Annotated in this window: 27 protein-coding genes; 12 read left to right on the top strand and 15 right to left on the bottom strand. The window is 50.6% G+C overall.

Features of this window, described 5'->3' with window-relative positions:
- Window positions 1–188: 188 nt before the first annotated feature.
- From pnp to B3Z23_RS14815, 4 genes are all read left to right on the top strand, one after another.
- Window positions 189–2321 carry a polyribonucleotide nucleotidyltransferase gene (gene pnp, locus B3Z23_RS14825; protein ID WP_038016941.1) on the top strand — a complete coding sequence of 711 codons (2133 nt, stop codon included), beginning with the start codon at window positions 189–191 and terminating at the stop codon, window positions 2319–2321.
- Window positions 2322–2453: 132 nt separating this feature from the next.
- Entirely contained in the window at window positions 2454–3338 is an 885-nt protein-coding gene (nlpI, locus tag B3Z23_RS14820) for a lipoprotein NlpI (RefSeq protein WP_294911533.1), read from the top strand.
- A 104-nt stretch (window positions 3339–3442) separates the two neighbouring features.
- Complete coding sequence (gene yrbN / locus B3Z23_RS18730; protein WP_156994705.1) at window positions 3443–3499, top strand: protein YrbN; 57 nt, start codon at window positions 3443–3445, stop codon at window positions 3497–3499.
- Between the two features lie 16 nt (window positions 3500–3515).
- Window positions 3516–5375 (top strand): DEAD/DEAH family ATP-dependent RNA helicase, encoded by a 1860-nt coding sequence (locus tag B3Z23_RS14815; protein ID WP_294911531.1) that lies wholly within the window; start codon window positions 3516–3518, stop codon window positions 5373–5375.
- A 107-nt stretch (window positions 5376–5482) separates the two neighbouring features.
- Here B3Z23_RS14815 and B3Z23_RS14810 read toward each other — a convergent pair whose 3' ends face one another.
- From B3Z23_RS14810 to ubiU, 3 genes are all read right to left on the bottom strand, one after another.
- The gene (locus B3Z23_RS14810) at window positions 5483–6493 is read right to left on the bottom strand and encodes a luciferase-like monooxygenase (protein ID WP_294911529.1); all 1011 of its coding nucleotides are present in this window, start codon (window positions 6491–6493) and stop codon (window positions 5483–5485) included.
- A gap of 92 nt (window positions 6494–6585) precedes the next feature.
- Complete coding sequence (locus B3Z23_RS14805; protein WP_294911527.1) at window positions 6586–7488, bottom strand: U32 family peptidase; 903 nt, start codon at window positions 7486–7488, stop codon at window positions 6586–6588.
- Window positions 7489–7496: 8 nt separating this feature from the next.
- On the bottom strand, window positions 7497–8492 hold the full coding sequence (gene ubiU, locus B3Z23_RS14800) for a ubiquinone anaerobic biosynthesis protein UbiU (RefSeq protein ID WP_294911525.1): 996 nt from the start codon (window positions 8490–8492) through the stop codon (window positions 7497–7499).
- A 153-nt stretch (window positions 8493–8645) separates the two neighbouring features.
- On the opposite strand from ubiU, the gene ubiT reads away from it, so the two are divergent.
- Together ubiT and B3Z23_RS14790 are read left to right on the top strand one after the other, a co-directional pair.
- Complete coding sequence (gene ubiT / locus B3Z23_RS14795; RefSeq protein WP_294911523.1) at window positions 8646–9170, top strand: ubiquinone anaerobic biosynthesis accessory factor UbiT; 525 nt, start codon at window positions 8646–8648, stop codon at window positions 9168–9170.
- Window positions 9164–9664, top strand: coding sequence for a GNAT family N-acetyltransferase (locus B3Z23_RS14790; protein ID WP_294911521.1), 501 nt, complete (start codon window positions 9164–9166; stop codon window positions 9662–9664). The genes ubiT and B3Z23_RS14790 overlap by 7 nt, the downstream gene beginning before the upstream one ends.
- Here B3Z23_RS14790 and B3Z23_RS14785 read toward each other — a convergent pair.
- Window positions 9655–9951, bottom strand: coding sequence for a GIY-YIG nuclease family protein (locus B3Z23_RS14785; protein WP_294911520.1), 297 nt, complete (start codon window positions 9949–9951; stop codon window positions 9655–9657). The two genes, B3Z23_RS14790 and B3Z23_RS14785, sit on opposite strands and share 10 nt — an antisense overlap.
- Before the next feature lie 80 nt (window positions 9952–10031).
- On the opposite strand from B3Z23_RS14785, the gene B3Z23_RS14780 reads away from it, so the two are divergent.
- From B3Z23_RS14780 to B3Z23_RS14770, 3 genes are all read left to right on the top strand, one after another.
- Window positions 10032–10460, top strand: a complete 429-nt coding sequence (locus B3Z23_RS14780; RefSeq protein WP_294911518.1) for a YhbP family protein — start codon at window positions 10032–10034, stop codon at window positions 10458–10460.
- Window positions 10461–10843: 383 nt separating this feature from the next.
- Window positions 10844–11188: a hypothetical protein gene (locus B3Z23_RS14775; protein ID WP_294911516.1), complete on the top strand. Its 345-nt coding sequence runs from the start codon at window positions 10844–10846 to the stop codon at window positions 11186–11188.
- Between the two features lie 69 nt (window positions 11189–11257).
- On the top strand, window positions 11258–11392 hold the full coding sequence (locus B3Z23_RS14770) for a hypothetical protein (RefSeq protein ID WP_294911514.1): 135 nt from the start codon (window positions 11258–11260) through the stop codon (window positions 11390–11392).
- 55 nt (window positions 11393–11447) lie between these two features.
- Here the strand turns inward: B3Z23_RS14770 and nrdG are convergent, their stop codons facing one another.
- The 11 genes from nrdG to argF (B3Z23_RS14715) all read right to left on the bottom strand — a co-directional run bounded on the left by nrdG (window position 11448) and on the right by argF (B3Z23_RS14715) (window position 23277).
- Complete coding sequence (gene nrdG, locus B3Z23_RS14765; protein WP_294911513.1) at window positions 11448–11912, bottom strand: anaerobic ribonucleoside-triphosphate reductase-activating protein; 465 nt, start codon at window positions 11910–11912, stop codon at window positions 11448–11450.
- Between the two features lie 4 nt (window positions 11913–11916).
- Window positions 11917–14055 (bottom strand): anaerobic ribonucleoside-triphosphate reductase, encoded by a 2139-nt coding sequence (gene nrdD / locus B3Z23_RS14760; RefSeq protein ID WP_294911511.1) that lies wholly within the window; start codon window positions 14053–14055, stop codon window positions 11917–11919.
- A gap of 185 nt (window positions 14056–14240) precedes the next feature.
- Window positions 14241–14627, bottom strand: a complete 387-nt coding sequence (ridA, locus tag B3Z23_RS14755) for a 2-iminobutanoate/2-iminopropanoate deaminase (RefSeq protein ID WP_294911509.1) — start codon at window positions 14625–14627, stop codon at window positions 14241–14243.
- A 78-nt stretch (window positions 14628–14705) separates the two neighbouring features.
- Window positions 14706–15170 carry an aspartate carbamoyltransferase regulatory subunit gene (pyrI, locus tag B3Z23_RS14750; RefSeq protein WP_294911508.1) on the bottom strand — a complete coding sequence of 155 codons (465 nt, stop codon included), beginning with the start codon at window positions 15168–15170 and terminating at the stop codon, window positions 14706–14708.
- 15 nt (window positions 15171–15185) lie between these two features.
- Window positions 15186–16121, bottom strand: a complete 936-nt coding sequence (gene pyrB / locus B3Z23_RS14745; RefSeq protein WP_294911506.1) for an aspartate carbamoyltransferase — start codon at window positions 16119–16121, stop codon at window positions 15186–15188.
- A gap of 246 nt (window positions 16122–16367) precedes the next feature.
- Window positions 16368–16847: an arginine repressor gene (locus B3Z23_RS14740; protein ID WP_294911504.1), complete on the bottom strand. Its 480-nt coding sequence runs from the start codon at window positions 16845–16847 to the stop codon at window positions 16368–16370.
- Between the two features lie 110 nt (window positions 16848–16957).
- On the bottom strand, window positions 16958–18361 hold the full coding sequence (locus B3Z23_RS14735) for a YfcC family protein (RefSeq protein ID WP_294911503.1): 1404 nt from the start codon (window positions 18359–18361) through the stop codon (window positions 16958–16960).
- A 48-nt stretch (window positions 18362–18409) separates the two neighbouring features.
- Window positions 18410–19414 (bottom strand): ornithine carbamoyltransferase, encoded by a 1005-nt coding sequence (argF, locus tag B3Z23_RS14730; RefSeq protein ID WP_294911501.1) that lies wholly within the window; start codon window positions 19412–19414, stop codon window positions 18410–18412.
- Window positions 19415–19501: 87 nt separating this feature from the next.
- On the bottom strand, window positions 19502–20416 hold the full coding sequence (gene arcC, locus B3Z23_RS14725; RefSeq protein WP_294911499.1) for a carbamate kinase: 915 nt from the start codon (window positions 20414–20416) through the stop codon (window positions 19502–19504).
- Between the two features lie 17 nt (window positions 20417–20433).
- Entirely contained in the window at window positions 20434–21654 is a 1221-nt protein-coding gene (arcA, locus tag B3Z23_RS14720) for an arginine deiminase (RefSeq protein ID WP_294911497.1), read from the bottom strand.
- Window positions 21655–22269: 615 nt separating this feature from the next.
- Entirely contained in the window at window positions 22270–23277 is a 1008-nt protein-coding gene (gene argF, locus B3Z23_RS14715) for an ornithine carbamoyltransferase (protein WP_294911496.1), read from the bottom strand.
- Between the two features lie 177 nt (window positions 23278–23454).
- Between argF (B3Z23_RS14715) and rraB the strand changes: the two genes are divergently transcribed.
- From rraB to B3Z23_RS14700, 3 genes are all read left to right on the top strand, one after another.
- On the top strand, window positions 23455–23880 hold the full coding sequence (gene rraB / locus B3Z23_RS14710; RefSeq protein ID WP_294911494.1) for a ribonuclease E inhibitor RraB: 426 nt from the start codon (window positions 23455–23457) through the stop codon (window positions 23878–23880).
- Between the two features lie 98 nt (window positions 23881–23978).
- Window positions 23979–24743, top strand: a complete 765-nt coding sequence (gene miaE / locus B3Z23_RS14705; protein ID WP_294911493.1) for a tRNA isopentenyl-2-thiomethyl-A-37 hydroxylase MiaE — start codon at window positions 23979–23981, stop codon at window positions 24741–24743.
- 279 nt (window positions 24744–25022) lie between these two features.
- Complete coding sequence (locus B3Z23_RS14700; protein ID WP_294911491.1) at window positions 25023–25232, top strand: YdgH/BhsA/McbA-like domain containing protein; 210 nt, start codon at window positions 25023–25025, stop codon at window positions 25230–25232.
- Window positions 25233–25491 lie beyond the last annotated feature (259 nt).

Below are 25491 nucleotides of genomic sequence, written 5' to 3'. Positions count from 1 at the left end.
TGCTAAAACTCATGTATTGTTACCGTGAGTGATCTTTATACGCACGATTCGCGCGGCTAATGAGAAATTTTATCTGGCTATCTGCAGGACAAGATTTGTCATTAGTCGCGAGGATGCTAAGAGATCGAAACCCATGCTACAGAGAGCCTGAGAAAAGGCATCTGCACTAAAATTAAAGGATCTAAACTTTGCTGAATCCGATTGTACGTAAATTTCAGTATGGTCAGCATACCGTAACACTGGAAACCGGTATGATGGCCCGTCAGGCGACTGCCGCAGTCATGGCAAGCATTGATGACACCTGCGTGTTTGTTACCGTAGTGGGTCAGAAAAAAGCGAAACCAGGTCAGGACTTCTTCCCGTTAACGGTCAACTATCAGGAGCGTACTTACGCCGCTGGTCGTATTCCGGGAAGCTTCTTCCGTCGTGAAGGTCGTCCGAGTGAAGGCGAAACGCTGATTGCTCGTCTGATTGACCGTCCGGTTCGTCCGCTGTTCCCTGAAGGCTTTGTCAATGAAGTCCAGGTCATTGCTACCGTGGTTTCTGTTAACCCGCAGGTTAACCCTGATATCGTCGCGATGATCGGTGCTTCTGCAGCACTGTCTCTGTCTGGTATTCCGTTTAACGGACCGATTGGTGCAGCCCGTGTGGGTTACATCAACGATCAGTATGTCCTGAACCCGACCACCGATGAGATGGCGAAAACCCGTCTGGATCTGGTGGTTGCCGGTACCGAAAATGCGGTACTGATGGTGGAATCTGAAGCCGATATCCTGAGCGAAGAGCAAATGCTGGGCGCGGTGGTCTTTGGTCACGAGCAGCAGCAGGTCGTTATCGAAAACATCAAGGCTCTGGTTGCCGAAGCGGGCAAACCGCGCTGGGACTGGCAGCCTGAAGCCGCCAACGAAGCGTTGAACTCTCGTATTTCTGCGTTAGCGGAAGCACGCCTGAGCGATGCTTACCGTATCACTGAGAAGCAGGAACGTTATGAGCAGGTTAACCTGATCAAGAGCGAAACTACTGCTGCACTGTTAGCCGAAGACGAAACACTGGATGAAGGCGAAATTAGTGATCTGCTGCATGCTATCGAGAAAAATGTCGTCCGTGTTCGTATCCTGAACGGTGAACCGCGTATCGATGGTCGTGAAAAAGACATGGTTCGTGGTCTGGATGTGCGTACTGGTGTTCTGCCTCGTACCCACGGTTCTGCTCTGTTTACCCGTGGTGAAACTCAGGCGCTGGTGACCGCGACTCTGGGGACTACCCGTGATGCGCAGAACCTGGATGAGCTGATGGGTGAAAGAACTGACAGCTTCCTGTTCCACTACAACTTCCCTCCGTACTCTGTAGGTGAAACAGGGATGGTCGGTTCTCCGAAGCGTCGTGAAATCGGCCATGGCCGTTTAGCGAAACGTGGTGTACTGGCAGTGATGCCGAAAGCCGATGCTTTCCCGTATACCGTGCGTGTGGTTTCTGAAATTACCGAATCCAACGGTTCATCTTCAATGGCTTCTGTCTGTGGTGCCTCTCTGGCGCTGATGGATGCCGGTGTGCCGATTAAAGCCGCTGTTGCAGGTATTGCAATGGGCCTGGTGAAAGACGGTGAGCGCTTTGTTGTTCTGTCCGATATCCTGGGTGACGAAGATCACCTGGGTGATATGGACTTTAAAGTCGCCGGTAGCCGTGAAGGTGTCACTGCACTGCAGATGGACATCAAAATCGAAGGGATTACCCGCGAGATCATGCAGGTAGCTCTGAACCAGGCGAAAGGTGCGCGTTTGCATATCCTGGGTACCATGGAACAGGCTATCAGCACTCCTCGTATTGAAATCTCTGAATTTGCTCCGCGCATTCATACTATTCGTATTAATCCGGACAAAATCAAAGATGTCATCGGTAAAGGCGGTTCTGTTATCCGTGCGCTGACCGAAGAAACCGGCACCACCATTGAAATCGAAGATGACGGTACCGTAAAAATTGCGGCAACTGACGGTAACAAAGCGAAAGAAGCTATCCGTCGGATTGAAGAAATCACGGCAGAAATCGAAGTTGGCCGTGTCTACAACGGTAAAGTCACCCGTATTGTTGACTTCGGTGCTTTCGTCGCGATTGGCGGTGGTAAAGAAGGTCTGGTACATATTTCTCAGATCGCTGATAAGCGTGTCGAAAAAGTGACAGATTATCTGCAAATGGGTCAGGAAGTTCCGGTCAAGGTACTGGAAGTCGATCGTCAGGGTCGTGTACGCCTGAGCATTAAAGAAGCGGTCGAAAAACCGCAGGCAGAAGAAACGACTGCGGCTAACCCGGCTGACGCGGGTTAATCGTTCGATGATTATCCGGGTCTCCGCCAGGTGTGGAGATCCGGATTTATGTTATCGCGAGGGCAGGATTCCTTTGCACGGCAGGCGGATGACAGGATGTTCATCCTAATGTTTGTATTCGGGAGTGGGATAATGAAGCCTTTTTTACGCTGGGGTTTTGTTGCGACAGCTTTGGTGCTGGCAGGATGCAGCAGCTCTAATTGGCGTAAGAATGAAGTTCTTGCCGTTCCTCTGCAACCAACATTGCAGCAGGAAGTTATTCTGGCGCGTATGGAACAAATTCTTGCCAGTCGTGCCCTCACCGATGATGAACGCGCACAGCTGTTATATGAGCGCGGAGTGTTGTATGATAGTTTGGGTCTGCGGGCACTCGCACGGAACGATTTTTCCCAGGCGTTGTCTATCAGACCAGATATGCCAGAAGTGTTTAACTATCTTGGTATATACTTAACGCAGGCAGGGAATTTTGATTCTGCCTATGAAGCGTTTGATTCTGTACTTGAGCTTGATCCAACTTACAATTATGCGCATTTAAACCGTGGTATCGCCCTCTATTACGGCGGACGATACAAGTTAGCGCAAGATGATCTGCTGGCGTTCTATAAGGACGATCCTAATGATCCTTTTCGTGCACTTTGGCTGTATCTCGATGAACGTGAGATAAATGCAGACAAAGCGAAAGTAGCGCTCAAACAGCGCTATGATTCGGCGAATAAAGATCAATGGGGATGGAATATTGTCGAATTCTACCTGGGTGATATCAGTGAAAAAACACTGATGGAAAGACTTCAGGCAGATGCTACCGATAACACCTCGCTCGCTGAACATCTCAGTGAAACCAACTTCTATTTAGGTAAGTACTACCTAAGTCTGGGGGAGAAGGACAACGCAGAAGCGTTGTTCAAACTGGCGGTTGCCAACAACGTGAATAACTTTGTTGAACACCGATACGCATTGTTGGAACTGGCTGAACTTGGCCAGGCACAAGACGATTTATCAGAATCCGACCAGCAATAGCTGACGTTTTTTAACGCCCTTTGTTTATGTTTCCTGTCACCCTTTGGGGTGAGGGGCGTTTTATTCGTCAAAAACTTCTAATTTGAGCCGGTTCACACTTTTCAATGAAACTAACTGCAAGTTTTCATGACGAGTTATGTAGACTGGCCGCCGTTATCTAAGAGGCACGTGTACTACATGACTGATATTCAAACCACTTTTGCTGATCTGGGCCTTAACGAATCCATTTTGTCTGCTCTTAACGACATGGGATACGTTAAACCATCGCCTATCCAGGCGGCCTGTATTCCTCACCTGCTGGAAGGCCGTGATGTTCTGGGTATGGCTCAGACCGGTAGTGGTAAAACAGCGGCATTCTCTTTGCCATTGCTGAACAACATTGATCCTGCCCTGCGCGCACCACAAATCCTGGTGCTGGCCCCAACCCGTGAGTTGGCGGTACAGGTTGCAGAAGCTGCCACTGAATTTTCTAAACATATGCGCGGCGTTAACGTACTGGCCCTGTATGGCGGTCAGCGTTATGACGTACAGCTGCGCGCCCTGCGTCAGGGGCCACAGATCGTCGTCGGTACTCCGGGGCGTCTGCTGGATCACCTGAAGCGCGGGACTCTGGACCTGTCTAATCTGCGTGGTCTGGTTCTGGACGAAGCTGATGAAATGCTGCGTATGGGCTTCATCGAAGACGTTGAAACCATTATGGCGCAGATCCCTGACGGGCATCAGACGGCACTGTTCTCTGCAACAATGCCGGAAGCGATTCGTCGTATCACTCGTCGTTTTATGAAAGATCCACAGGAAGTGCGTATCCAGTCTAGCATCACGACCCGTCCGGACATCAGCCAGTCTTACTGGACTGCTTACGGGCGTAAAAGTGATGCCCTGGTACGTTTCCTCGAAGCAGAAGATTTTGATGCGGCAATTATTTTTGTCCGTACCAAAAATGCGACTCTGGAAGTTGCCGAAACTCTGGAACGTAGCGGTTATAACAGCGCGGCACTGAACGGTGACATGAACCAGTCACTGCGTGAACAGACTTTGGAACGCCTGAAAGATGGTCGTCTGGATATCCTGATTGCTACCGACGTAGCAGCACGCGGACTGGATGTGGAACGTATCAGCCTGGTGGTTAACTATGATATCCCACTGGATGCAGAGTCTTACGTTCACCGTATTGGTCGTACGGGCCGTGCGGGACGTGCCGGTCGTGCGCTGCTGTTTGTTGAAAACCGCGAGCGTCGCCTGCTGCGTAATATCGAACGTACCATGAAGCTGACGATCCCTGAAGTAGAACTGCCTAACGCAGATCTGCTGAGCAGCCGTCGTCAGACCAAATTTGCTGAACGTGTACAGCAACAGCTGGAAAGCAGTGATTTGGATCAGTACCGTGCACTGCTGGAAAAACTGTCCCCTCAGGAAGATCTGGATATGGAAACTCTGGCCGCAGCACTGCTGAAAATGGCCCAGGGCGAACGTCCATTAATCGTACCTGCTGATGCACCACGTCCTCCACGTCGTGAATTCCGTGATCGTGATGACCGTGGTGGCCGCGACCGTGATGATCGTCGTGGTAACCGTGATGGTGACCGCCCACGTCGTGAGCGTCGTGATGTGGGTGATATGCAGATGTACCGCATTGAAGTGGGCCGTGATGACGGTGTTGAAGTTCGCCACATCGTGGGTGCTATCGCTAACGAAGGTGATATCAGCAGCCGCTACATTGGTAACATCAAGCTGTTTGGTTCTCACTCAACGATCGAGCTGCCAAAAGGTATGCCGGGTGAAGTCCTGCAGCACTTTACCAAGACCCGTATTCTGAATAAACCGATGAATATGCAGTTGATTGGTGATGCACCTCAGTCATCCCGTGAACCTCGTCGTGGTGGTCGTGAAGGTGGTCGCGAAGGCGGACGTCGCTTCTCTGATCGCCGTGAAGGTGGTCGTGAAGGTGGACGCAGTTTCGGTGGCAACCGTGAAGGTCATCGTGGCCAGCGTCGTGAAGAAGGTACTGCACCGGCTGCACGTCGTCGCGAATACTAATCACTGAGAAAAGGGACCGTGTTCCGGTCCCTGACTAAGTCCGACAAAAAAGCGATGGTGAAAACCATCGCTTTTTTTATGTCTGTAGATTAGCTGTCAGAAATAGTTTACAGGGATTGTGCCGCAGCCATCGCCAGTGAGAACGAGTAGATACGTGCATCTGTATCGAAGATTTGCCCGTTAACCATAAACTCATCTGCCTGATATTGTTGCTGAAGAGACGCCAGTCCCTGAGCTACGGAGGCCTGATCGCCGACCAGTGACATACCCAGAGCACGGTCGACACCGTATTTTTCTGCCGGTGACCAGATATGATCCATATTTTCGACCGGAGCCGGTAACGGGCCGGGCATACCACGGCGCAGGTTAATAAACTGCTGCTGCTGTGAGGTGAACAGATAACGCGCTCTGGCTTTACTTTCCGCGGCAATCACATTCACTCCGATCATCACATAAGGCTCAGCCAGCCGTGCTGACGGACGGAATTTCTCCCGGTACAGAGTCACTGCCTGCGACAGCATGTCCGGAGCAAAATGAGAAGCGAAAGCAAACGGCAGCCCCAGATGTGCTGCCAGCTGAGCACTGTACAGGCTGGAACCCAGTAACCATAACGGGATCTGCAAGCCGGTACCTGGCACCGGCTGAACGTCAAAATGGCTGCCAGCCGGTGCATCAAACCAGCGGATCAGTTGTTCAATATCCTGCGGAAAGCTGTCTTCTGCGCTACCACTCATATGGCGGCGTAACGCCATCATAGTCCGTTGGTCAGAACCAGGCGCACGGCCGATACCTAAATCAATTCTTCCCGGATATAAGGTGGCAAGGGTACCGAACTGCTCAGCAATCACCAGAGGCGCGTGGTTAGGTAGCATCACGCCGCCGGAACCGAGGTGTAAGTGTTGAGTATTTGCCGCGAGGTAGCCAATCAGTACCGAGGTGGCCGCGCTGGCAATCCCGGTCATATTGTGATGCTCGGCCAGCCAGTAGCGATGATACCCGGCAGACTCTGCAAACCTGGCTAATGCCAGTGAATGGGTAAACGCGGCACGCGGATCAGACTGTTCCGGAATCGGAGACAGATCCAGTACCGAAAGTTTGAAGGGCTTGAGGTCAGACATATTCATACCTTTATCACACCGGGATCTCTGGCGTATTACCGGCAGAGTGACGCAAAACGCATCACTCTCAATGTATCGGTTTTTCTGTCGGATCAGCTAAGCGGATTGTGCCTCTTCTCTGTCTGCAATGCCATCCCTTCAATATTACGCCAGTAGCCATTGCAGTGAGTTGCGTCAGTAAGATCAAAAGGCATTGTTCCTTGCAGATTATCTCTGAACTGCTGTGTCAGCGCCGGCGTTTGCATATCTTCCGGCGACAGACGCAACACATCTACCATTGACTGCATGCCTTTTTGCTCATTCCCCAGGTGGTAGCAATAGCCACTCATGGTCTGAATTCCGTTCAGCACAAACACCGGCTGTCCTTCCTGAGAAAGTACCTTTCTGCCCTGTGGGTAATGAAGGCAGCAGGTCTCACAATGGTCTTTATCGCGGTTTTCTGAACGGGCAGTAAAACAGCGTGCCGACAAGGCCAGTGGCAGATGTCCATAACCAAACACCTCCACTTCAAACTGATCTCTGAAACCTGCTTCGGAACACTCCTTCAGTAGTGTCTCCAGCCAGTCACGGGACAATTCTACCGGCATGCACCAGCGCACCATTCCTTGTTTCAGTAATATTTTCAGGCTGGCCGCGTTGTATATATTCAACGCATGCCCGGCGACAAACGGCAGCCGGTTCTCTGCGGCAAGATTCACGGTGCCCATATCACTGGCTTCAATCATAAACTCACCATTACTGACATAGCGTTTCAGCTCTTTCAGTTCTGAAGGTGATTGCAGTAAGGCCAGGGTACTCAGAACCACCTGCTTACCGGCAGCGGCCAGCTGGCGGGCCATCTCCAACCATTGTGAAAAAGAGGTAGCACGCCGTTTACTACATACTGCTTCCCCAAGATAAATGATCTCAGCATCGCAGGTCGCGGCAGCACGATAAAATTCATTCAGAGTGTCGGTTGGCCAGTACCAGAGCACTGGCCCGAGTGCATATTTCATGGTGGATCCTATTGCCATTGGCGGTGCAAAGCACCGAGGGTGGTTTGTGTTCCTTCGGCCAGTTCACTCAGTTGTTGCAGCCAACGGGAGTCAACCGAAAAGTTATCAGGTGCGTGCAGGCAGCGGTCAATTGCTTGTCGCCATACCGTAGACACCTGACGGACATACGCCGGACTGCGCTGGCGGCCTTCAATTTTTACCGACACAATACCCATTCGTTGCAGTTCCGGTAGCAGGGCCAGAGTGTTCAGGCTGGTGGGTTCTTCCAGCACATGGTAGCGCTGACCATCCACCTGATAACGCCCCTTGCATAGCGTTGGATAGCCGGTATTTTCCTGCGGGCTGAACCGGTCAATCAGCACATTATTAAGCCGTGACTCCATCCCCTGACTGGTCTCTTCCCAGCGGACAAATCTGGCCGGAGAACAGGCACCCACGGTGTTTGGCGATTCCCCGGTCATCCAGGAGGACAGGTAACAGCGACCTTCGGCCATGATACACAGGCTGCCAAAGGCGAAGACCTCAAGCGGGACGGTGGTTTCCCGTGCTAACTGGCGAACCTGATGCAATGACAGAACCCGCGGCAAAACCACCCGGTGCACAGAAAATTCACGCTGATAAAAGCGGATAGCTTCGGTATTAGTGACGGAGGCCTGAACGGAAAGGTGACGCTCTGTCTGCGGATAGCGGCTACAGGCATAGTCGAGCAGTGCCGGATCGGCCATGATTAATGCATCCGCGCCACAGTTCACGGCAATATCTACCGCCTGTTGCCAACGTTTGAACCCGCCGGGGTGGGCAAAGGTATTAATAGCAACATGTAATTTTTTGCGTTGCTGATGCAGATATTTTGCGGCCTGTTCCAGTCGCTCGGGGGTAAAGTTCAGCCCCGTGAAATGCCGTGCATTGGTGTCATCTTTCAGGCCAACATAGACTGCGTCGGCACCATTTTCCGCTGCCGCTTTCAGTGCGGGCAGGTTACCTGCCGGACACAACAATTCCATACCTATCTCCAGATAAAAGCCGGTGGAAAAGTGTAGGGAAATTTATCAGCCTGAAAGTTGATTCAGGGCAGTGTATTACCGGATAGTCAGAAAAATCGTCGTCCGGGCAGATAAAATAGTGCTTCTGTTATGAGTCAAAAGGAAAGGAAGATTATGCTGCAACGGTTACATCATCAGCTGGTTACCCGGTTACCCAAATTACTGGCAGGCCCACTGGGTATTCTGCCTTTTTCCTGCAAGAAAATGTTTCTCAGACAACTGATAAACTGGCAATACCAGCAACTGATTGCAGCTGGTGATATCGACTTTTTACAAGGCCGCCGACTGGGCATCGATATCCGCGATCTGCGTCTGCAATGGGTGATGACCCTGCAACAAGGCCGTATCATGATTACCGATGATACTGTCGCGGGTGTGTGGTTCAGATCAGGAATTAATGACCTGATATTACTCGCGGCAGGCCGTAAAGACCCGGATATGTTATTCTTCCAACGCCGGCTGGTAGTTGAGGGAGATACAGAGTTGGGATTAGCGGTAAAAAACCTGATGGATGCTATTGAACCAGAATCTATGCCGGTGTTATTACGTAACGGGTTGCAGCATCTGGCTGCATTTACAGAAGCAGGAATGACACAGGACGCCAGCGTTATTACGGTGCGCGAAGAGAACTCATGCTAATTCGAACTGAAATTGGTATTGATGCACCAGGCATCGACCGTTTATTAAAAGACAGTTTCCCTTCAGATCAGGAAGCTAAACGGGTCAGAGAACTGCGTGAGCAGGGGCTGCTTACCCTGGGGATTGTTGCGACCGATGATGAGGGGCAGGTACTGGGTTACGCAGCCTTCAGTCCCGTCACGTCGGATGGCGAAGACAGTGGCTGGGTGGCATTGTACCCACTCGCTGTAAGCCGTGAGTTACAACAGCAGACTCTCGACCAACAACTGGTCTGTGAGGCCCTGGATACCCTGAATGAATTTGGCTACAGCGCGGTCATTGCCGAAAACAACGTGGACTGTCTGATTCCGGTTGGGTTCACTGCCTCACAGGGGCTGAACTACCAGTGCCCTGAGGGACATTTGCCGCAAACCCTGCTGGTTTATCCATTAGCCAATGGCCCTACCGATACTCTCAGTGGGGAACTACAGTTCTCAGCCCCTTTTTATGGCTGACCTGTCAGCCAGAGTAACAGATTGTCAGGTTGCTGCTCCACCAGTCGCAGTTTATCTGTCCGTGGCTGTTGTTTAAGCTGGTATTCAAGTTTCGATGCCCGCGACCGGTTACCGGCAGGACACTGGAAAACCAGTGTCAGTGGCCCTTTACCCCGTAAGGCTTTTGCGCCGGTGCCCTGCTGATGCTGCAAAAAACGCCGGGCAACATCGGTAGTGATCCCGGTATACAGCGCACCTGATGCGGTACGCACCATGTAAAGGAACCAGCAATCTTCTGTTGTCTGCATCTTTTTCCTTCCTGATCAGAGCAGGCAGTGTAGCGTGCTGTTTGTAACGATGCCATCGGTGAGTGGCTAAGGTTCTGAATTTGTCTGATTTAAAGCATTGCATTGGCTACCTGAAAAAAAACCATGTACTGACCCTGTGTGCCGGGAGTGGAGAAACGCTGTGGGCCGCAAATTGTTTTTATGTTTTCGATGAACAGAGTGTCTGTTTCTGGCTGATGACCGAAGACACCACCCGCCACGGACAACTGATGTTGAAAAACCCGCATGTGGTGGGTACAGTCACGGCAACGCCTAAATCCGTCATGCTGATTAAAGGGGTCCAGTATGCCGGCGAGATTTTCCGCCCGGAGGGGCAAAGAGAACAGCAGGCGCTGGCCAGTTATCAGAAGAAATTTCCGATAGCTAAATCCATGAAAGCTCCGTTGTGGGAAATTCGTCTTGATGAACTAAAAATGACCAACAACACCCTCGGATTTGGTAAAAAAATTCACTGGCAACGCTCCTCCTGATGGTTTCCTGCTCAGTTCCTTCCCGATGATATAACGATCTTTAAGCCGGTGGTTATGTCATCTGCTGGTACTTCCCTGCAGCACATGCCTCCTGTCATCCAGGTTTTATCTCGCTGAAAATAACATTCATAAAGTTTAATATTATTAACTAATTTCATTTGAAATCATCGACTGTGTTAGATAGTAGTTAACTCCGGGTCAGATATCGGATGGCCGTGATCCCTGATTTAAACTGGATAAATTATTATAAATTTTTTCGCCTCAGAGCTCAGGCGCTGTGAGCAATTCACCTGCTAAATGTAAAACAGTAATTCATCTCATTATTTAATGTTTATTGAACAATGATTTATTCACAACCATCTGTTTTGAGGAAGGGGGGATATTTGCAAAACAGTGCTTCTTCTGAACAGTCAGCCAGGTTACCCACTGCCCACCATATCGTTCCGCGTAATGAGAAAGGTATGTTACCTAACCTGACCGCATTGAACGGTACCAGGTTTATAGCCGCCATGAGGGTATTTCTTTTTCATTCATCACTGACACCGATCCTCGCGCCGTTCTCAAATCCGACGGTCAGTGACTGGTATTATGTCATTTTTAGTAAGACCGGTTGGGTCAGAGTGTCGATATTTTTCATTCTTAGCGGTTTTGTGATGGGTTGGTCATCCCGACCGGTCGATCATCCCCTTCTTTCTACATGTGACGTTTTGCAAAAATTTACCCGGTGAACGTGGTGGTGATGCTGATAACGCTGGGTCGGGGACACAAAATATGATTTTTCGCACGGGATCCTGTTGGTGTCGTTGGCCGCAGTGGTCAGTGTGCTAGTGGGCTGGGCGCTGTATAAGTTTGTGGAAATTCCCTGCGGCAATTATCTTAACTCGCTGACCAAAGACAAAAAAGTTGCGCGCACCATGGCTGAAGCGGGCTGACGGAAATATCGGCAGATGCATGCCGCCCCGTCGGCCACTGAATCGGGTCGACGGGTCAACGCAGATACCAGATACGTTGGTTTTTACTGCCGCGCCATTTGAGCGTCAGATCTTTCTGGCTTTCTATAAATTTACCATCGATCAATACGTTAATCCGGCGGATGATGTCGCGTTGTGTGTCACTTAGCCAGTGAAAACGATACCCAGTCCATAGCCAGATATCTTTACCGGGACATTCATCCGCCACCCGGCTGACCAGTTGTCGCACCGCACTCAGATTGGCCGGATGTAAAGGATCGCCGCCGGAGAGCGACAGACCCTGACGACGAATCCGGGTATCGTTAAGATCGGCAATAATCTGGTCTTCCAGCTCAGGGGTGAACGGGTGGCCAGAATCCACCCGCCAGGTTGACTGGTTGTAGCATCCACGGCAATGATGCTCGCAGCCGGCAACAAACAACGTACAGCGGGTTCCGGGCCCGTTAATCACATCCAGTGGATAATAACGGTGGTAATTCATGTCACTATCCCGGAAGACCGTTCTGCAAATGTTTCACCCGACGTTTAACCTCTTCCTGTTTACCGGCATTAAACGGTCTGGCATCCGGGCTACCGAGGTATCCGCAGACTCTGCGGGTCACTGATACTCTGGCCGGATTATGGTTATCGCATTGCGGGCAGGTAAATCCTTTACTGGTACAACTGAATTCTCCTTTGAAACCGCAGTCGTAACATTCATCAATCGGTGTATTGGTACCATAGTAAGGGATTCGCGAATAGCTGTAGTCCCAGACATCTTCCAGGGCTTTCAGGTTATGGCGCAGATTAGGATATTCTCCGTAACAGATAAATCCGCCATTAGCGATTTCCGGATAAGGGGCTTCGAAATCAATTTTATCGTACGGGTTCGCTGTTTTTTCCACATCCAGATGGAAACTGTTGGTGTAGTAACCTTTGTCGGTCACACCCGGAATTACCCCAAACTCAGCGGCATCCAGCCGACAAAAACGGTCACACAGGTTTTCGCTGGGTGTACTGTAAAGACTGAATCCGTAACCGGTGTCGGCTTTCCACTGATCCGTCGCCTGGCGTAAGCGGTGTACGATAGCCTGTGCTTTCTTTTGTAGTTCAGGGGAATCAAAAAGATGCTGCCGGTTGCCGGTCAGGGCATTAATGGTCTCATGCAGACCAATATAGCCCAGCGAAATGGAGGCCCGGCCATTGCGGAAAATCTTACCGACTTTCTCATCCGCCTGTAACCGGACACCGCAGGCACCTTCCATATACAGAATAGGAGCCACCCGCGCACAGGTATTTTCCAGACGACTGATACGTGTCATCAACGCCTGCCGTGCTATTTCCAGCCGACTTTCCAGCAGAGTCCAGAAGCGGGTCTCATCGCCTTCAGCCTGCAACGCGATGCGCGGCAAATTCAGGCTGACCACCCCAATATTATTTCGTCCTTCATGGATCTGCTGACCGTTTTCTTCATAGACTCCCAAAAAACTCCGGCAGCCCATAGGGGTTTTAAATGAACCCGTCACTTTGACGACCTGATCATAATTCAGAATATCCGGGTACATTCGCTGGCTGGCGCACTCCAGAGCCAGTTGCTTAATATCATAATTGATATCTTCGGGACGATGATTCACTCCTTCACGTATTGCGAACACCAGTTTAGGGAAAACCGCGGTTTTATGATTTTTTCCTAACCCGTTAATCCGGTTTTGCAGGATGGATATCTGTATCAGCCGGGCAGCCCGGGTGGTGCCCAAACCGAAGCCAAAGGTGACAAAGGGGGTCTGACCATTGGCCGTGTGCAGGGTATTCACTTCATATTCCAGCGACTGAAAAGCATCAAAACACTCTTTACGGGTACGGGCATCGGCATAGCCTTCCACATCGTGAATTTGCCATTCCCTGGCAATTTCACGATGCCGTTGCAGGCTGGCTTCAACATACGGGGCCAGTACTTCATCAATCCGGTTGATGGTGGTGCCGCCATAAATATGGCTGGCGACCTGGGCAATGATTTGCGCAGTGACCGCGGTGGCGGTGGCTATCGATTTCGGTGGGGTGATTTCGGCATTACCCATTTTGAATCCACGGGTAAGCATGCCCTGCAGGTCAATCAACATGCAGTTAAACATCGGGAAGAACGGTGAATAATCCAGATCGTGGTAGTGGATATCGCCGCGATCATGGGCCTGCATGACTGACGCAGGTAAAATATGCTGCCTGGCGTAATGCTTTGCGACAATCCCTGCCAGCAAATCCCGCTGGGTAGGAATCACTTTGCTGTCCTTATTAGCATTTTCGTTCAGCAGGGCTGCATTAGTCTGTTCGACCAGTCCCTGAATTTCCTGATGCAGGCGGCCGCGCTGTTCCCTGGCTTTATCACGGTCATGGCGGTATTCAATATAGCTTCTGGCGATGGCCGGGTAACAGCCAGCCATTAAGCCGTTTTCGACTGTCTGTTGTATCCGGCTGATATCCAGTTCCGGAAACTGGCTGAGTTCCTCACAGATTTTTGCGGTAATCGTTTCACAATAGCTATTATCTGACACCCCGGCAGCCCGGGCCGCCGCACAAATTGCATTGAAGATCCTTTGGCGACAAAAAGCTACCTTGCAACCATCCCGTTTAATGACGAACTTATTCATCCTGGCTACCCATATGTGGCGTTTCTTTTCATATTAAACACAACATATAGTGTTTTCTGTGGAATAGTTGGCGGGAGTTTGATTCAGGACAAAGAAGCGTAGAAATGAAGGATGGAGCGAATAAATCACCGGGTTGAGGGGGGATAACCGTCCCCGGCAAGAGTGCCGGGAACAGTGTCGTGAAATTAGCGGCGTACGGCGATCGCTTCGATTTCGATTTTCACGTCTTTCGGTAAACGGGCAACTTCCACACAGGAACGTGCAGGGAAACCTGCCTGATGCTCAGTAAAGAAGGTTTCATAGGTCGCATTGACGGTGGCAAAGTCATTTAAATCTTTGACGAACACGGTGGTTTTCACAATATCACCGACAGTCAGACCCGCCTGCTCAATAATTGCCTTAACATTAGCCAGAGACTGGCGGGTTTGTGCCGCGACATCTTCTGCAACGTCACCGGTGGCAGGATCAACAGGGATCTGTCCGGAGGTAATGATCATATTGCCGAGATCGACAGCCTGTACATACGGGCCGATAGCGGCAGGCGCTTTATCTGTACTGATGACGCGAGACATAAATTCCCCTTAATGATAGTTCAGAGGGCAAAAAGCCCTCTGCCAATGATTTCCCCATTATAGAAGGGTCAGTGGTGATTACCAGTGTCCGATAACAACATGATGCGCAAATTCTTTTTCACAGTATTTGCATTTCAGTGAGATATCCTGCGACCGCTGGCGGACGGTAAACACGGAATTAACCGGCTCATTATGGCTGATACAGTTGCTGTTCGGACAGGTCAGAACCCGTTCAATTTGTTGTGGGAGTGCCGGCACAATTTTGGCGACCACATCATAGTTATCAATCCGGTTTACCGTAGCCTGTGGTGCATAGATAGCCAGTTGATTGATTTGGTCATCGGTCAGGAAAGTATTTTCTATTTTGATCAAATCTTTGCGCTGCATTTCACCGGACGGCAGATTCAGACCAATGGTAATACGTTGATCGGTTTCGGTGAGGCGAAACAGTGACAGCAGCCGGAAGCCGACACGGGCAGGGATGTGGTCAATCACCGTACCGCATTTAATCGCTTCTACCTGTAATTTATTATCCTGAGTCATGGCGGTCTCTCCCCGTTATGCTGTCAGTTGTTCATTGAGTACTAATGCCAGCAAAGCCTGGCGGGCATAGATACCGTTACCTGCCTGCTGGAAGTACCAGGCATGCGGAGTACTGTCAACATCGGTATCAATCTCATCCACACGTGGCAGTGGATGCAGCACTTTCATCGTCTCGCGGGCACCGGTCAGATCGGCGGCCCGTAAGACAAACTGTGCCTTAACGTTGGCATACTCAGACGGGTCCAGGCGCTCTTTCTGCACCCGGGTCATATACAAAATATCGGTCTGTGGTATGACTTCTTCGATGGAGGCATGGCGGGACCAGGCGATACCTTTTTCATCCAGCAAATCGGTGATGTAAGAAGGCATTGCCAGCGCATCCGGGGCGATAAAGAAGAAACGGTTATTACTGAACTTGGCTAATGCCTGGGTCAGTGAATGAACAGTACGGCCGTATTTTAAATCACCCACCATGGCAATGTTCAGATTATCCAGTCGTTGCTGTGTTTCACTGATGGTGAACAGATCCAACAGGGTCTGAGTAGGGTGCTGGTTAGCGCCATCACCGGCATTCAGTACCGGAATATCACCGGAAAATTCGGTCGCCAGCCTCGCAGCACCTTCCTGCGGATGGCGCATGACAATAGCATCCACATAGGTACTAATCACCGAAATGGTATCTGCCAGGGTTTCACCTTTTTTCCCCAGGGAGGTATTTCCGCCATCAGCAAAACCGACTACCGAGGCACCTAAGCGGTGGATAGCTGTTTCAAAGGATAACCGGGTGCGGGTGGAAGCTTCGAAGAAGCAGCTGGCAATGACTTTATGCTTCAGCAATTCCGGCCGGGGTGAGGCCTTCAGCCGGGCGGCGGTATCTAATACCAGCTCCAGCTCCTCGCGGCAGAGGTCATTAATGGAGATAATATGCTTTCGATAGAGAGGGTTAGCCATGAGTTATATCCTCGGCACGAGCAGATGACAGGCAAAAAAAAGCCCCTGAAACAGGGGCTTTAACAGAATAGGGGTCTGCACAGGAAAAAAAGGGCTACCACCCGCAGTCAGGCGGATACGGGAATCAGATTGTGTGATTACCTGCGGCATGTTTTTCCCCTGCAAATTTTCCGCGCATTATACCGGCCTGACAGTTTCTGACAAGAGTTGTGGGCCGTTAATCCTGTTTTCGTATTCGTCTCCCGGTTACCCTGCACTGAGCAGGTGGCGAATTTGTTGGTACAATGGCGCTATCTGCTGGCGATGTACCGGGGCAATCCAGACGTTATCACTGCCTGCCACCACTCCCATCATCTGTGGTAGTTGCTGACAATCGATGACTCTTGCGACCGCCCGTCCATAGCCGGCGGCAGTATGTACCAGAATAAACTCCTGATTATGAACGATATCCACGACCATTTCGGCAATGGTACGGCTTGCCCGGGGCAAGGGTTGTGCCAGGGGATTGAGGGTATAGATGCGTTGCCCACGGCTGTTGCGTATTTTAATCACCCCCAGTGTTTTCAATAGCCTGGAGATGGTGGATTGGCTGACCATCGGAAATCCGGCACGTTGGACATCCTGGCGTAATGCTTCCTGGGAAATATAGCTGTTTTGCCGAATCAGCCGCTGGCACAGTGCCAGCTGTTGCAGCTCCCTGCTGGTGGCGGGGGAGGTAATAGGCATAGAGGACATCTCCGTTGTCGGGCCTGATGAGATCTGCCGGCAGAAATTATTCCATGCCGGCAGAGACTGCCTGAATAATTGGTTTCCGTTTTCAGGCAGTATGCCAGCCATTATAGTAACGCGGAGACACTGAGCATAACTATGTTCATTATCACAAGAATGGCCAGTAACGGAGCAACCCATTTCAGATAACGAATGTATGGGACTCTGGCAATGGCCAGCCCACCCATCACGACACCGGAAGTAGGTGTGATCAGATTAACCAGCCCTGAGGCTGACTGATAGACAGTCACGACCAAATCACGGCCGGCCCCGGCAAAGTCAGCCAACGGCGCCAGAATCGGCATGCTGAGTACTGCCAGTCCTGAGGACGAAGGGATCAAAAACGACAGCACCACTTCAATCAGCCAGGTCACATTGATAAATACGACTGACGGTAATCCGCTAACCAGTTGTTCGGCGGCATTCAGTAACGAATGGGTAATCATGCCATTATCCATAATGACTACAATGCCACGGGCAATACCGATAATCAGGGCTACGCCCAGCAAATCCCGGGCTCCATCGATAAAAGTCGAGGTAAAGTTCTCTTCACTCATCCGTGCTATCAGTCCGACCAGAATCGAGGCCGCAAGGAACATGGCAGATATTTCGCCCATCCACCAGCCCTTTACCGAAACCCCATAAATCATAATCACAAAGGCCACGGCAAACAGGCCGAGAATAATTTTACGTGTCAGGGTAAAAGGTAATGGCTCATCACTTTGCTGAGATAAAAAGTAGCGCCGGTTTTCTTCGGCATGATCGGCCAGCAACGACAGTTGCGGATTTTCACGCACACGAATGGCATAGCGACGTACCCACCAGACACACACCAGCCAGCCACTGATAAGCATGATAATGCGTAGCGTAATACCTTCGGTAAAAGGAATCCCCGCAGCATTTGCCGCAATCACCGTGGCGAACGGATTAATCGTGGAACCCAAAGTGCCGATACCGGCTCCCAACAAAACCGTGGCGGCAGCGACCAGGGGATCGAAACGAGCTGCCATCATCACTGGCACCAGCAGTGAGTAGAACGGTAATGACTCTTCAGCCATCCCGTAAATGGTGCCACCCAGAGCAAACAGCCCCATGAGTATCGGGATCATCCACTCTTCTTTGCCGTGCAGTTTCAGGGTAACCCGTTGTATCCCGGCATCGATAGCGCCGGTTTTATTCGTGACGCCGAGAAATCCGCCGATAATCAGGATAAACAGCGCGACATCAATGGCACCGGCCTGACCAGTTTTGTGGTCCCAGAGACCATCAATCGGAGCCAGCAGAATATCGCTGAGGCCTTGCGGACTGGATGCTACCGTATGATAAGTTCCGGCCACCGGCACTTCTTTGCCCAGACTCTCATTCATTACCATCTGATATTGTCCGGCGGGAATCAGCCAGCTGAGGGCCGCTACCAGAATAATCAGCGCAAACAGAATGGTATAAGCGGAGGGGAATTTAAACGTCTTCATTACACTTTCTCCCGGAGAGGTACGCCATCTCGGCGTACCTGCGGTCAGTTAGTCTGCCAGTGTTGCGACCATCACCGCTTTGATGGTGTGCATCCGGTTTTCTGCTTCATCGAACACAATTGAATGTGCTGATTCGAAAACCTCTTCCGTCACTTCCAGGCCTTTCAGGCCATAAGTCGCCTCGATTTCACGGCCGACGGTGGTGTGTTCATTATGGAAAGCGGGCAGACAGTGCATAAATTTCACCGACGGGTTTCCGGTGGCCTCAATCACCTGCTGGTTAATCTGGTAAGGTTTCATCAGGCTGACACGTTGTTCCCAGGCTTCTTTGGCTTCACCCATGGAGACCCAGACATCGGTATACAGGAAGTCCACGCCTTTCACCCCTTCGCTGACCGATTCGGTCAGGCTGATTTTGGCACCGCTGGTGGCAGCAATGGCCTGACACTGCTTCACCAGCGCCTCGTCGGGCCAGAAAGAGCGGGGAGCGACCAGCCGGATATCCATACCCATAATCGCGGCACCCACCATCAGCGAATTTCCCATATTGTTCCGGGCATCACCCAGGTAAGCAAAGCTCAGTGAAGACAACTCTCTGCCCGGCGCATGTTCCTGCATAGTCATTAAATCAGCCAGAATCTGAGTGGGATGGAACTCATCGGTCAGTCCGTTCCAGACCGGAACCCCGGCAAATTCCGCCAGCTCTTCAACGATATGCTGGCCAAAGCCCCGGTATTCGATACCGTCATACATCCGGCCCAGAACCCTGGCGGTGTCTTTCATCGATTCTTTATGGCCTATCTGAGAACCGGAAGGACCCAGGTAGGTCACACAGGCGCCCTGGTCGAATGCTGCAACCTCAAAAGCACAACGGGTTCGGGTCGAGCTTTTTTCAAAGATCAGCGCAATATTTCTGCCACTGAGTTTCGGTTGTTCAATTCCTTGTTGTTTATCTTGTTTCAGTTGGCGGGCCAGATTCAGCAGGTAATGGATTTCTTCGGCGGTGTAATCCAGCAGTTTCAGAAAATGGCGTTGTTTCAGAGTCACTGACATATCAAAGTCCTTATTTAATGTATCCGTGGGCCGGCTTTTGCCCGGAGTGGCGAACCGGCGTTGATCGGGGGAATAACCGACGAGCATTCAGCCCGGTATAATCAGCGTGCCTTTTTGGCCATTGAGGATCATGCGGCCATCCCGCAATGAGCCAATACCGGCAATACCCTGACAATCGCGAACATAGCGGCAGCAAGCCGAAACTTTCGGCCCCATCGAACCTGCATCAAACTGCAACTCTTCCAGAGAACTGACACTGGTCTGGCCAATGGCCTTTTGCGCTGTGGTATTCCAGTTCAGGTAGACGGCATCGGCATCGGTCAGAATCAGCAGTGCATTGGCGTTAAGCTGGCGGGCCAGCATGGCGGCAGAGAGATCTTTATCAATGACCGCCTCAATCCCCTGTAGTCCCTGGCCCTGATCGGTGACCGGGATACCGCCACCGCCATTGCAGATCACCAGATGATCTTCTGCCAGCAGGGCGGCAATGGCTGCATTTTCGACAATACTGACCGGCTGAGGTGAAGCGACGACCCGGCGAAATCCGCTGCCGTCCGGTTTGACCGTCCAGTGTTTCTCTGCAGATAACTTAATCGCCTGTTCTTCGGAATACATCGGGCCGATGTATTTGCAGGGGTCGAGGAATGCCGGATCCCCGGGATCGACTCTGACCTGCGTCAGCAGAGTACTGATCTGCTGATGTGGCAGACAGTTTTTCAGGGCCTGTTGCAGCATATAACCGACCATTCCCTGAGTTTCCGCGACCAGGACATCCAGCGGATAAGGTTTCACCGCCGGATAGGCTGCGTTTTGTAAAGCCAGCAGCCCGACCTGGGGTCCGTTACCATGAACCAGCACAACACGCCAGTCTGCCGTCAGTCCGGCAATGACTTCCGCGGCTGTCAGGATATTTTTTTGCTGAATTTCTGCTTCCAGCGGATCACCGCGCTTCAGTAACGCGTTTCCACCCAGTGCGACTACCAGCGTGGGTTTATTTTTCACTGTGATTCTCCCTGTGATTAAATTCCGTCCCGCTCCAGCGGACAGCTCATACATCTGGCACCACCACGTCCTCTGCCCAGTTCATCACCGGCAATCGGCAGCACGGTAATTCCCGCCTTATCATATTTTTCGTTAGTCCAGACGTTGCGCTCATAACCAATCACGACGCCCGGGCGAACCGTCAGCACATTATTAGCGTCGTTCCACTGTTCGCGTTCAGCCTCAAAGCGGTCGCCTCCGGTAGTAATTAACCGGATCTGATCAATGCCCAATGCCTGCTCCAGTGCTTTGAGGAAACTGCTTTCCGCTGTGCGACACAGGCCTCCGTGGCCGTCCGGGGTCAGGGTCCAGCAGGTCATATTCTGATTAATGACCTGTGGATAGACAGAGAACGTATCAATATCCAGATGGGTCATGACAGTATCAAGATGCATACAGGAGCGTTGCTGTGGCAGCTCCAGTACAATGACACGACTGGCCTGTTGGTGTTTAAACAGCGAACTGGCGAGAAATTCTATACCCTGCGCCGTGGTTCTTTCAGACAAACCAATCAGGACGGTCCCTCGACCAATCACCAGCACATCACCGCCTTCCAGGGTGGCGTGATCATAATTCAGGTTATCGTCACCGTAATAACGGATGAAATCACCGTTGCTGAAGGCCGGATGCCAGCGATAGATGGCTCTCAGGTTATGGGTTTCACGTTGTCTGGCGACTTTGGCCATCGGGTTAATACTCACACCCTGGTAAATCCAGCAGGAAGTATCGCGGGTAAACAGGTGGTTAGGCAGCGGACGGGTAATAAAATCATCCTGATCGGTCTGACGGCCGGCGATATTTCTGATCTCAGGAGGGAGTTCATCGCAGGTCAGTCCGCCGGTCAGATGTCGGGACAGTTCCCGGTGCGGCATCTGGCCCAGCCAGTCACGGATGTCAGCGGCAAAACATGGGCCCAGGCGATAGTCAGAAATCTGAGTTTTCAGCAGCCAGCTTTTGGCTTCAGGAACGTCCAGAGTTCTGGTCAGTAAATCAGTCAGCAGCAGGACATCCACACCTTGCTGACGTAACGTATCGGCAAATTTATCATGTTCCTCTCCGGCACGTTCTACCGACAAAACATCGTCAAATAACAGATCCTGGCAGTTGCTGGGGGTCAGTCTCTTCAGACTGAGGTTAGGACGATGCAACAGTACAGTGCGTAATGTGCCTATTTCGGAACCGACATAATGCTTTTCCATAGATGCTCCTTATCGGTAGAATAAACAGTATCGGGGAAAATAACCCTGACACTGCTCCTGAAAACAGCCTAAAAATAACCAAAAGGCGTCAGGTGAAAATGTGATGATATTCAAAGAGTGAAATAAACTGACGGCGGATAAACTATTTAATGAGAGAGATCATTAAGTGGTGATTTGTTGGTTATCAGGAAATGAAATTAAAAATAAATTATTGCGATAATTATTTGGGCTCTCCGAATGTTTGGCAAAAGTTTCTTGTTGGGGTGTTTTTTATCTTAATGATAAATATCACTTTATTTTTTATTTTGCATATTTATACATTTGTGTGTTTGGTTATTTTTTTGACAGTGGTCAGGGGGGGGATATTTATTCATTCTCAGTGAAATGTCTGAAAAGTTATATTTATGACTTGCACCTGATTATTAATCTTAACTGCAGGAAAACAGAGGGTTAAAAAACCATGCAGTATTCTTGATTGCCAGGGTATGCATTACTGATGAATAAACTTACCGACGTTAAACAGAAATTTCCGGTCGCGGATAAATAATTATATCTGCACGGGCCGGAACAGGGCTCCGGCAACCTGTCAGGGAGCCGGAGACCAAAGCCGACCAGTTACTGCTGACCCAGGGTGGCAACCATGACCGCTTTTATGGTGTGCATGCGGTTTTCTGCCTGATCAAACACAATACTGTGTTCGGATTCAAAAACCTCGTTAGTCACTTCAATGCCATCGGTAAACCCGTACTGCTCAGACATTTGCTTACCCACGGAAGTTTGATCATCGTGGAAGGCAGGCAGACAGTGCAGGAACTTAACCTCAGGATTTCCGCTCAGTGCCAGCATCTGTTGATTGACCTGGTAAGGGCGTAGCAGAGCAATGCGCTCAGCCCAGGCTTCTTTGGCTTCCCCCATGGAGACCCAGACATCGGTATAGATAAAGTCAGCCCCTTTCACCCCTTCAGCGACTGATTCAGTCAGGGTAATTTTACCACCGGTTTGCGCTGCCGCCGCCTGGCACTCTTCCACCAACGCGTCTTCAGGCCAGCAGGCTTTGGGAGCGACCAGTCGTAAATTCAGCCCGGTCAGTGCGGCAGCTTCCAGCATAGAATTTCCCATGTTATTTCGTGCATCTCCGACATAGACAAGGGTCATCTCTGAGAACTTTTTACCGGGCAAATGTTCCTGCATCGTCAGCAGATCGGCCAGCAACTGGGTCGGGTGAAATTCGGTGGTCAGGCCGTTCCATACCGGAACACCGGCAAATTCGGCCAGCGTTTCAACAATATCCTGACCGTAACCCCGGTACTGAATACCGTCATACATTCTGCCCAGCACCCGGGCCGTGTCTTTAATCGATTCTTTATGCCCAATCTGGTTGCCACTGGCACCCAGCCAGGTGACACGTGCGCCCTGGTCGTAGGCGGCAACTTCGAAAGAGCAACGGGTACGGGTCGAATCTTTTTCGAAGATGAGCGCGATATTTTTTCCCAGCAGGGTAGGTTTTTCTGTGCCCTGTTTTTTCTCTTTTTTCAGGCGGGCAGCCAGGCTCAGCAGTTGTTCGAGTTCGGCGGGGGTAAAATCTAACAGTCTCAGAAAATGACGTTGATACAGCTTACTCATACATCGCTCCGGATAGTAAAAATAATATGAATTAATATTCAATCTATATGTATGAATATTCATTTTCAACCTTATTTTCAGTTATCTGGTGCTTTAGTATAGTGCCGCGTCGGTGGCTGTGGGAAAATAGTGGTTTAGCGAGGGGGCTGACCCCTGAGTGCACCTGAGGAACATCCGATGACTTTTGAATCCTTTATGGAAGAACAGCGCGAAGAAACACGCGAAATTATTGAAGAATTACTGGAAGATGGCAGCGATCCTGACGCGCTCTATACCATCGAACACCATTTGTCCTGTGACAGTTTTGATGCGCTGGAAAAAGCTGCCGTTGACGCATTTAAGCTGGGCTATGAAGTAACCGACCCTGAAGAGCTGGAACTGGAAGACGGCACCACTGTCATGTGCGTGGATATCATCAGTGAAGTCGCCCTGAAAGAAGATCTGATTAATGCCCAGATCGAACAGCTGGTGAAAATGGCCGGTAAACACAACGTCGATTACGATGGCTGGGGAACTTACTTCGAAGACCCGGACGCCGAAGACGAAGAGGACGATGAGGATGACGTCGGCCCGGAACAGGGTGATACCGGCGTTCGTCACTGAGGGTGACGGATCTCTCCTGAAAGCTCCCCCTGCCTGCGTATGCTGCCGGGCCGGGGTGTTTTTGTTTGCTGGTTGTTTTCGCTGAATGTCGCTGAGTTATGAATTACGCTGCCCTTGTTGAACCGCTGTTACAGTTTCTGCATTGCCGTACCCCGCAAGCCTGGATTGATGAAGCCAGCAAACCGGAAAATTTGCCGCTGCTGCTGACCGACCACCTGACCTGTGAACTCAAAGCCGCTCAGACGGCCGCCTGGTTAATTCGCAAATATGCAACGGATAAACCTGGCGGGGAAGCGCTGAATCAGTGGCTGATACCTTATGAGAATTTTATTTACCGCGAACATCCGGACAGCGATTTTATTCAGGCTCATCGTAGTCTGGGCAAAAATATTCACCGCAAAGAAACCTTTCCCTGGTCGGATGAACTGATTGATAAGATGGTGCTGCTGATTAAGGAAGAGCTGCATCATTTTTATCAGGTCTGGGAGATTATGCAGGCCCGGGGAGTGGACTACCGGAAGATCACCGCCAGCCGCTATGCCAAAGGGCTGTTGCGGGAGGTGACCACCCATGAACCCGATACGCTGGTGGATAAGCTGATTTGTGGTGCCTATATTGAGGCCCGCTCCTGTGAACGTTTTGCGGCACTGGCTCCCTGCCTGGATGCTGAACTGGCAAAATTTTATCGTTCATTACTGCGTTCTGAAGCGCGCCATTATCAGGATTATCTTGCTCTGGCGCATCAGATCTCGCCGTACGATATCACCGCCCGTATCCGGAAAATTGGAGAAACCGAAGCCGAGCTGATCACCTCTGCTGACCGGCAATTACGTTTCCATAGCGGACCGTTGGCAAAAATTTAAAAGCTGATGATTCTTTTAGGTTTTTGTGGCTTACGTAAAAATTTACGGTTGTTAGTTTCATATTGTTGTTATTTTAAAAAATAAAATTCTGGTAGTTTGTCGTAATTCTTGTGTTTTTATCTGAATGTTTGTCAGTTTGTGACTGATAACCATTGTTATTCATTTATTTTGAATAAGATAAGCAATTTGTTCAGCTTTTGTCTTGTCGGTTACAGGCCTATGATTCGTTCCATCAAGGCAAACCGGCCTTCTGACAAATAAATGAATTAAGGTGAACTCATGAAATCTATCAAAACTTTCGTCGCTGTTGCTACTCTTTCCCTGGTGTCTTTCGGAAGCTTTGCACAAAGTATCACTGCCTGTGCGGATACTCTGGATGCCGCAGAAGCGCAGATCGCAGCTCAGGCCCATAAAGCGGGTGCTTCTTATAAAATCATCGAAGCCACCTATAAAAATGGCGTGCATATGACTGCGGAACTGAGAAAATAATTCCCGTCACTACAGCTCATCGTGGCTCCGGCCGGATGGGCTGACATTATCCCACGCTCTCCATCCTTCCATAGTAACCTCACACTTTCGACTGTCCCTTAATGACAAACAGTACCGTTACTCCTGAGATACCTGTCTGTCGCAACGGAGCAGAGCCCCTGTCGTTTACCGGCTAAACAGAGTGGCGATGCAACGGTTGTTCGGCCGGTGACAGGCCAGCATTTACCGCTAAAGTGCAGTTAACCTCATCAGCAGACCC

The sequence above is a fragment of the Tatumella sp. UBA2305 genome (genome assembly GCF_002345795.1).
Taxonomy (GTDB): Bacteria; Pseudomonadota; Gammaproteobacteria; order Enterobacterales; family Enterobacteriaceae; genus Tatumella; species Tatumella morbirosei.
The sequence above is the reverse complement of the archived record's forward strand: the minus strand, read 5'-3'. Positions and strand labels throughout refer to the sequence as shown.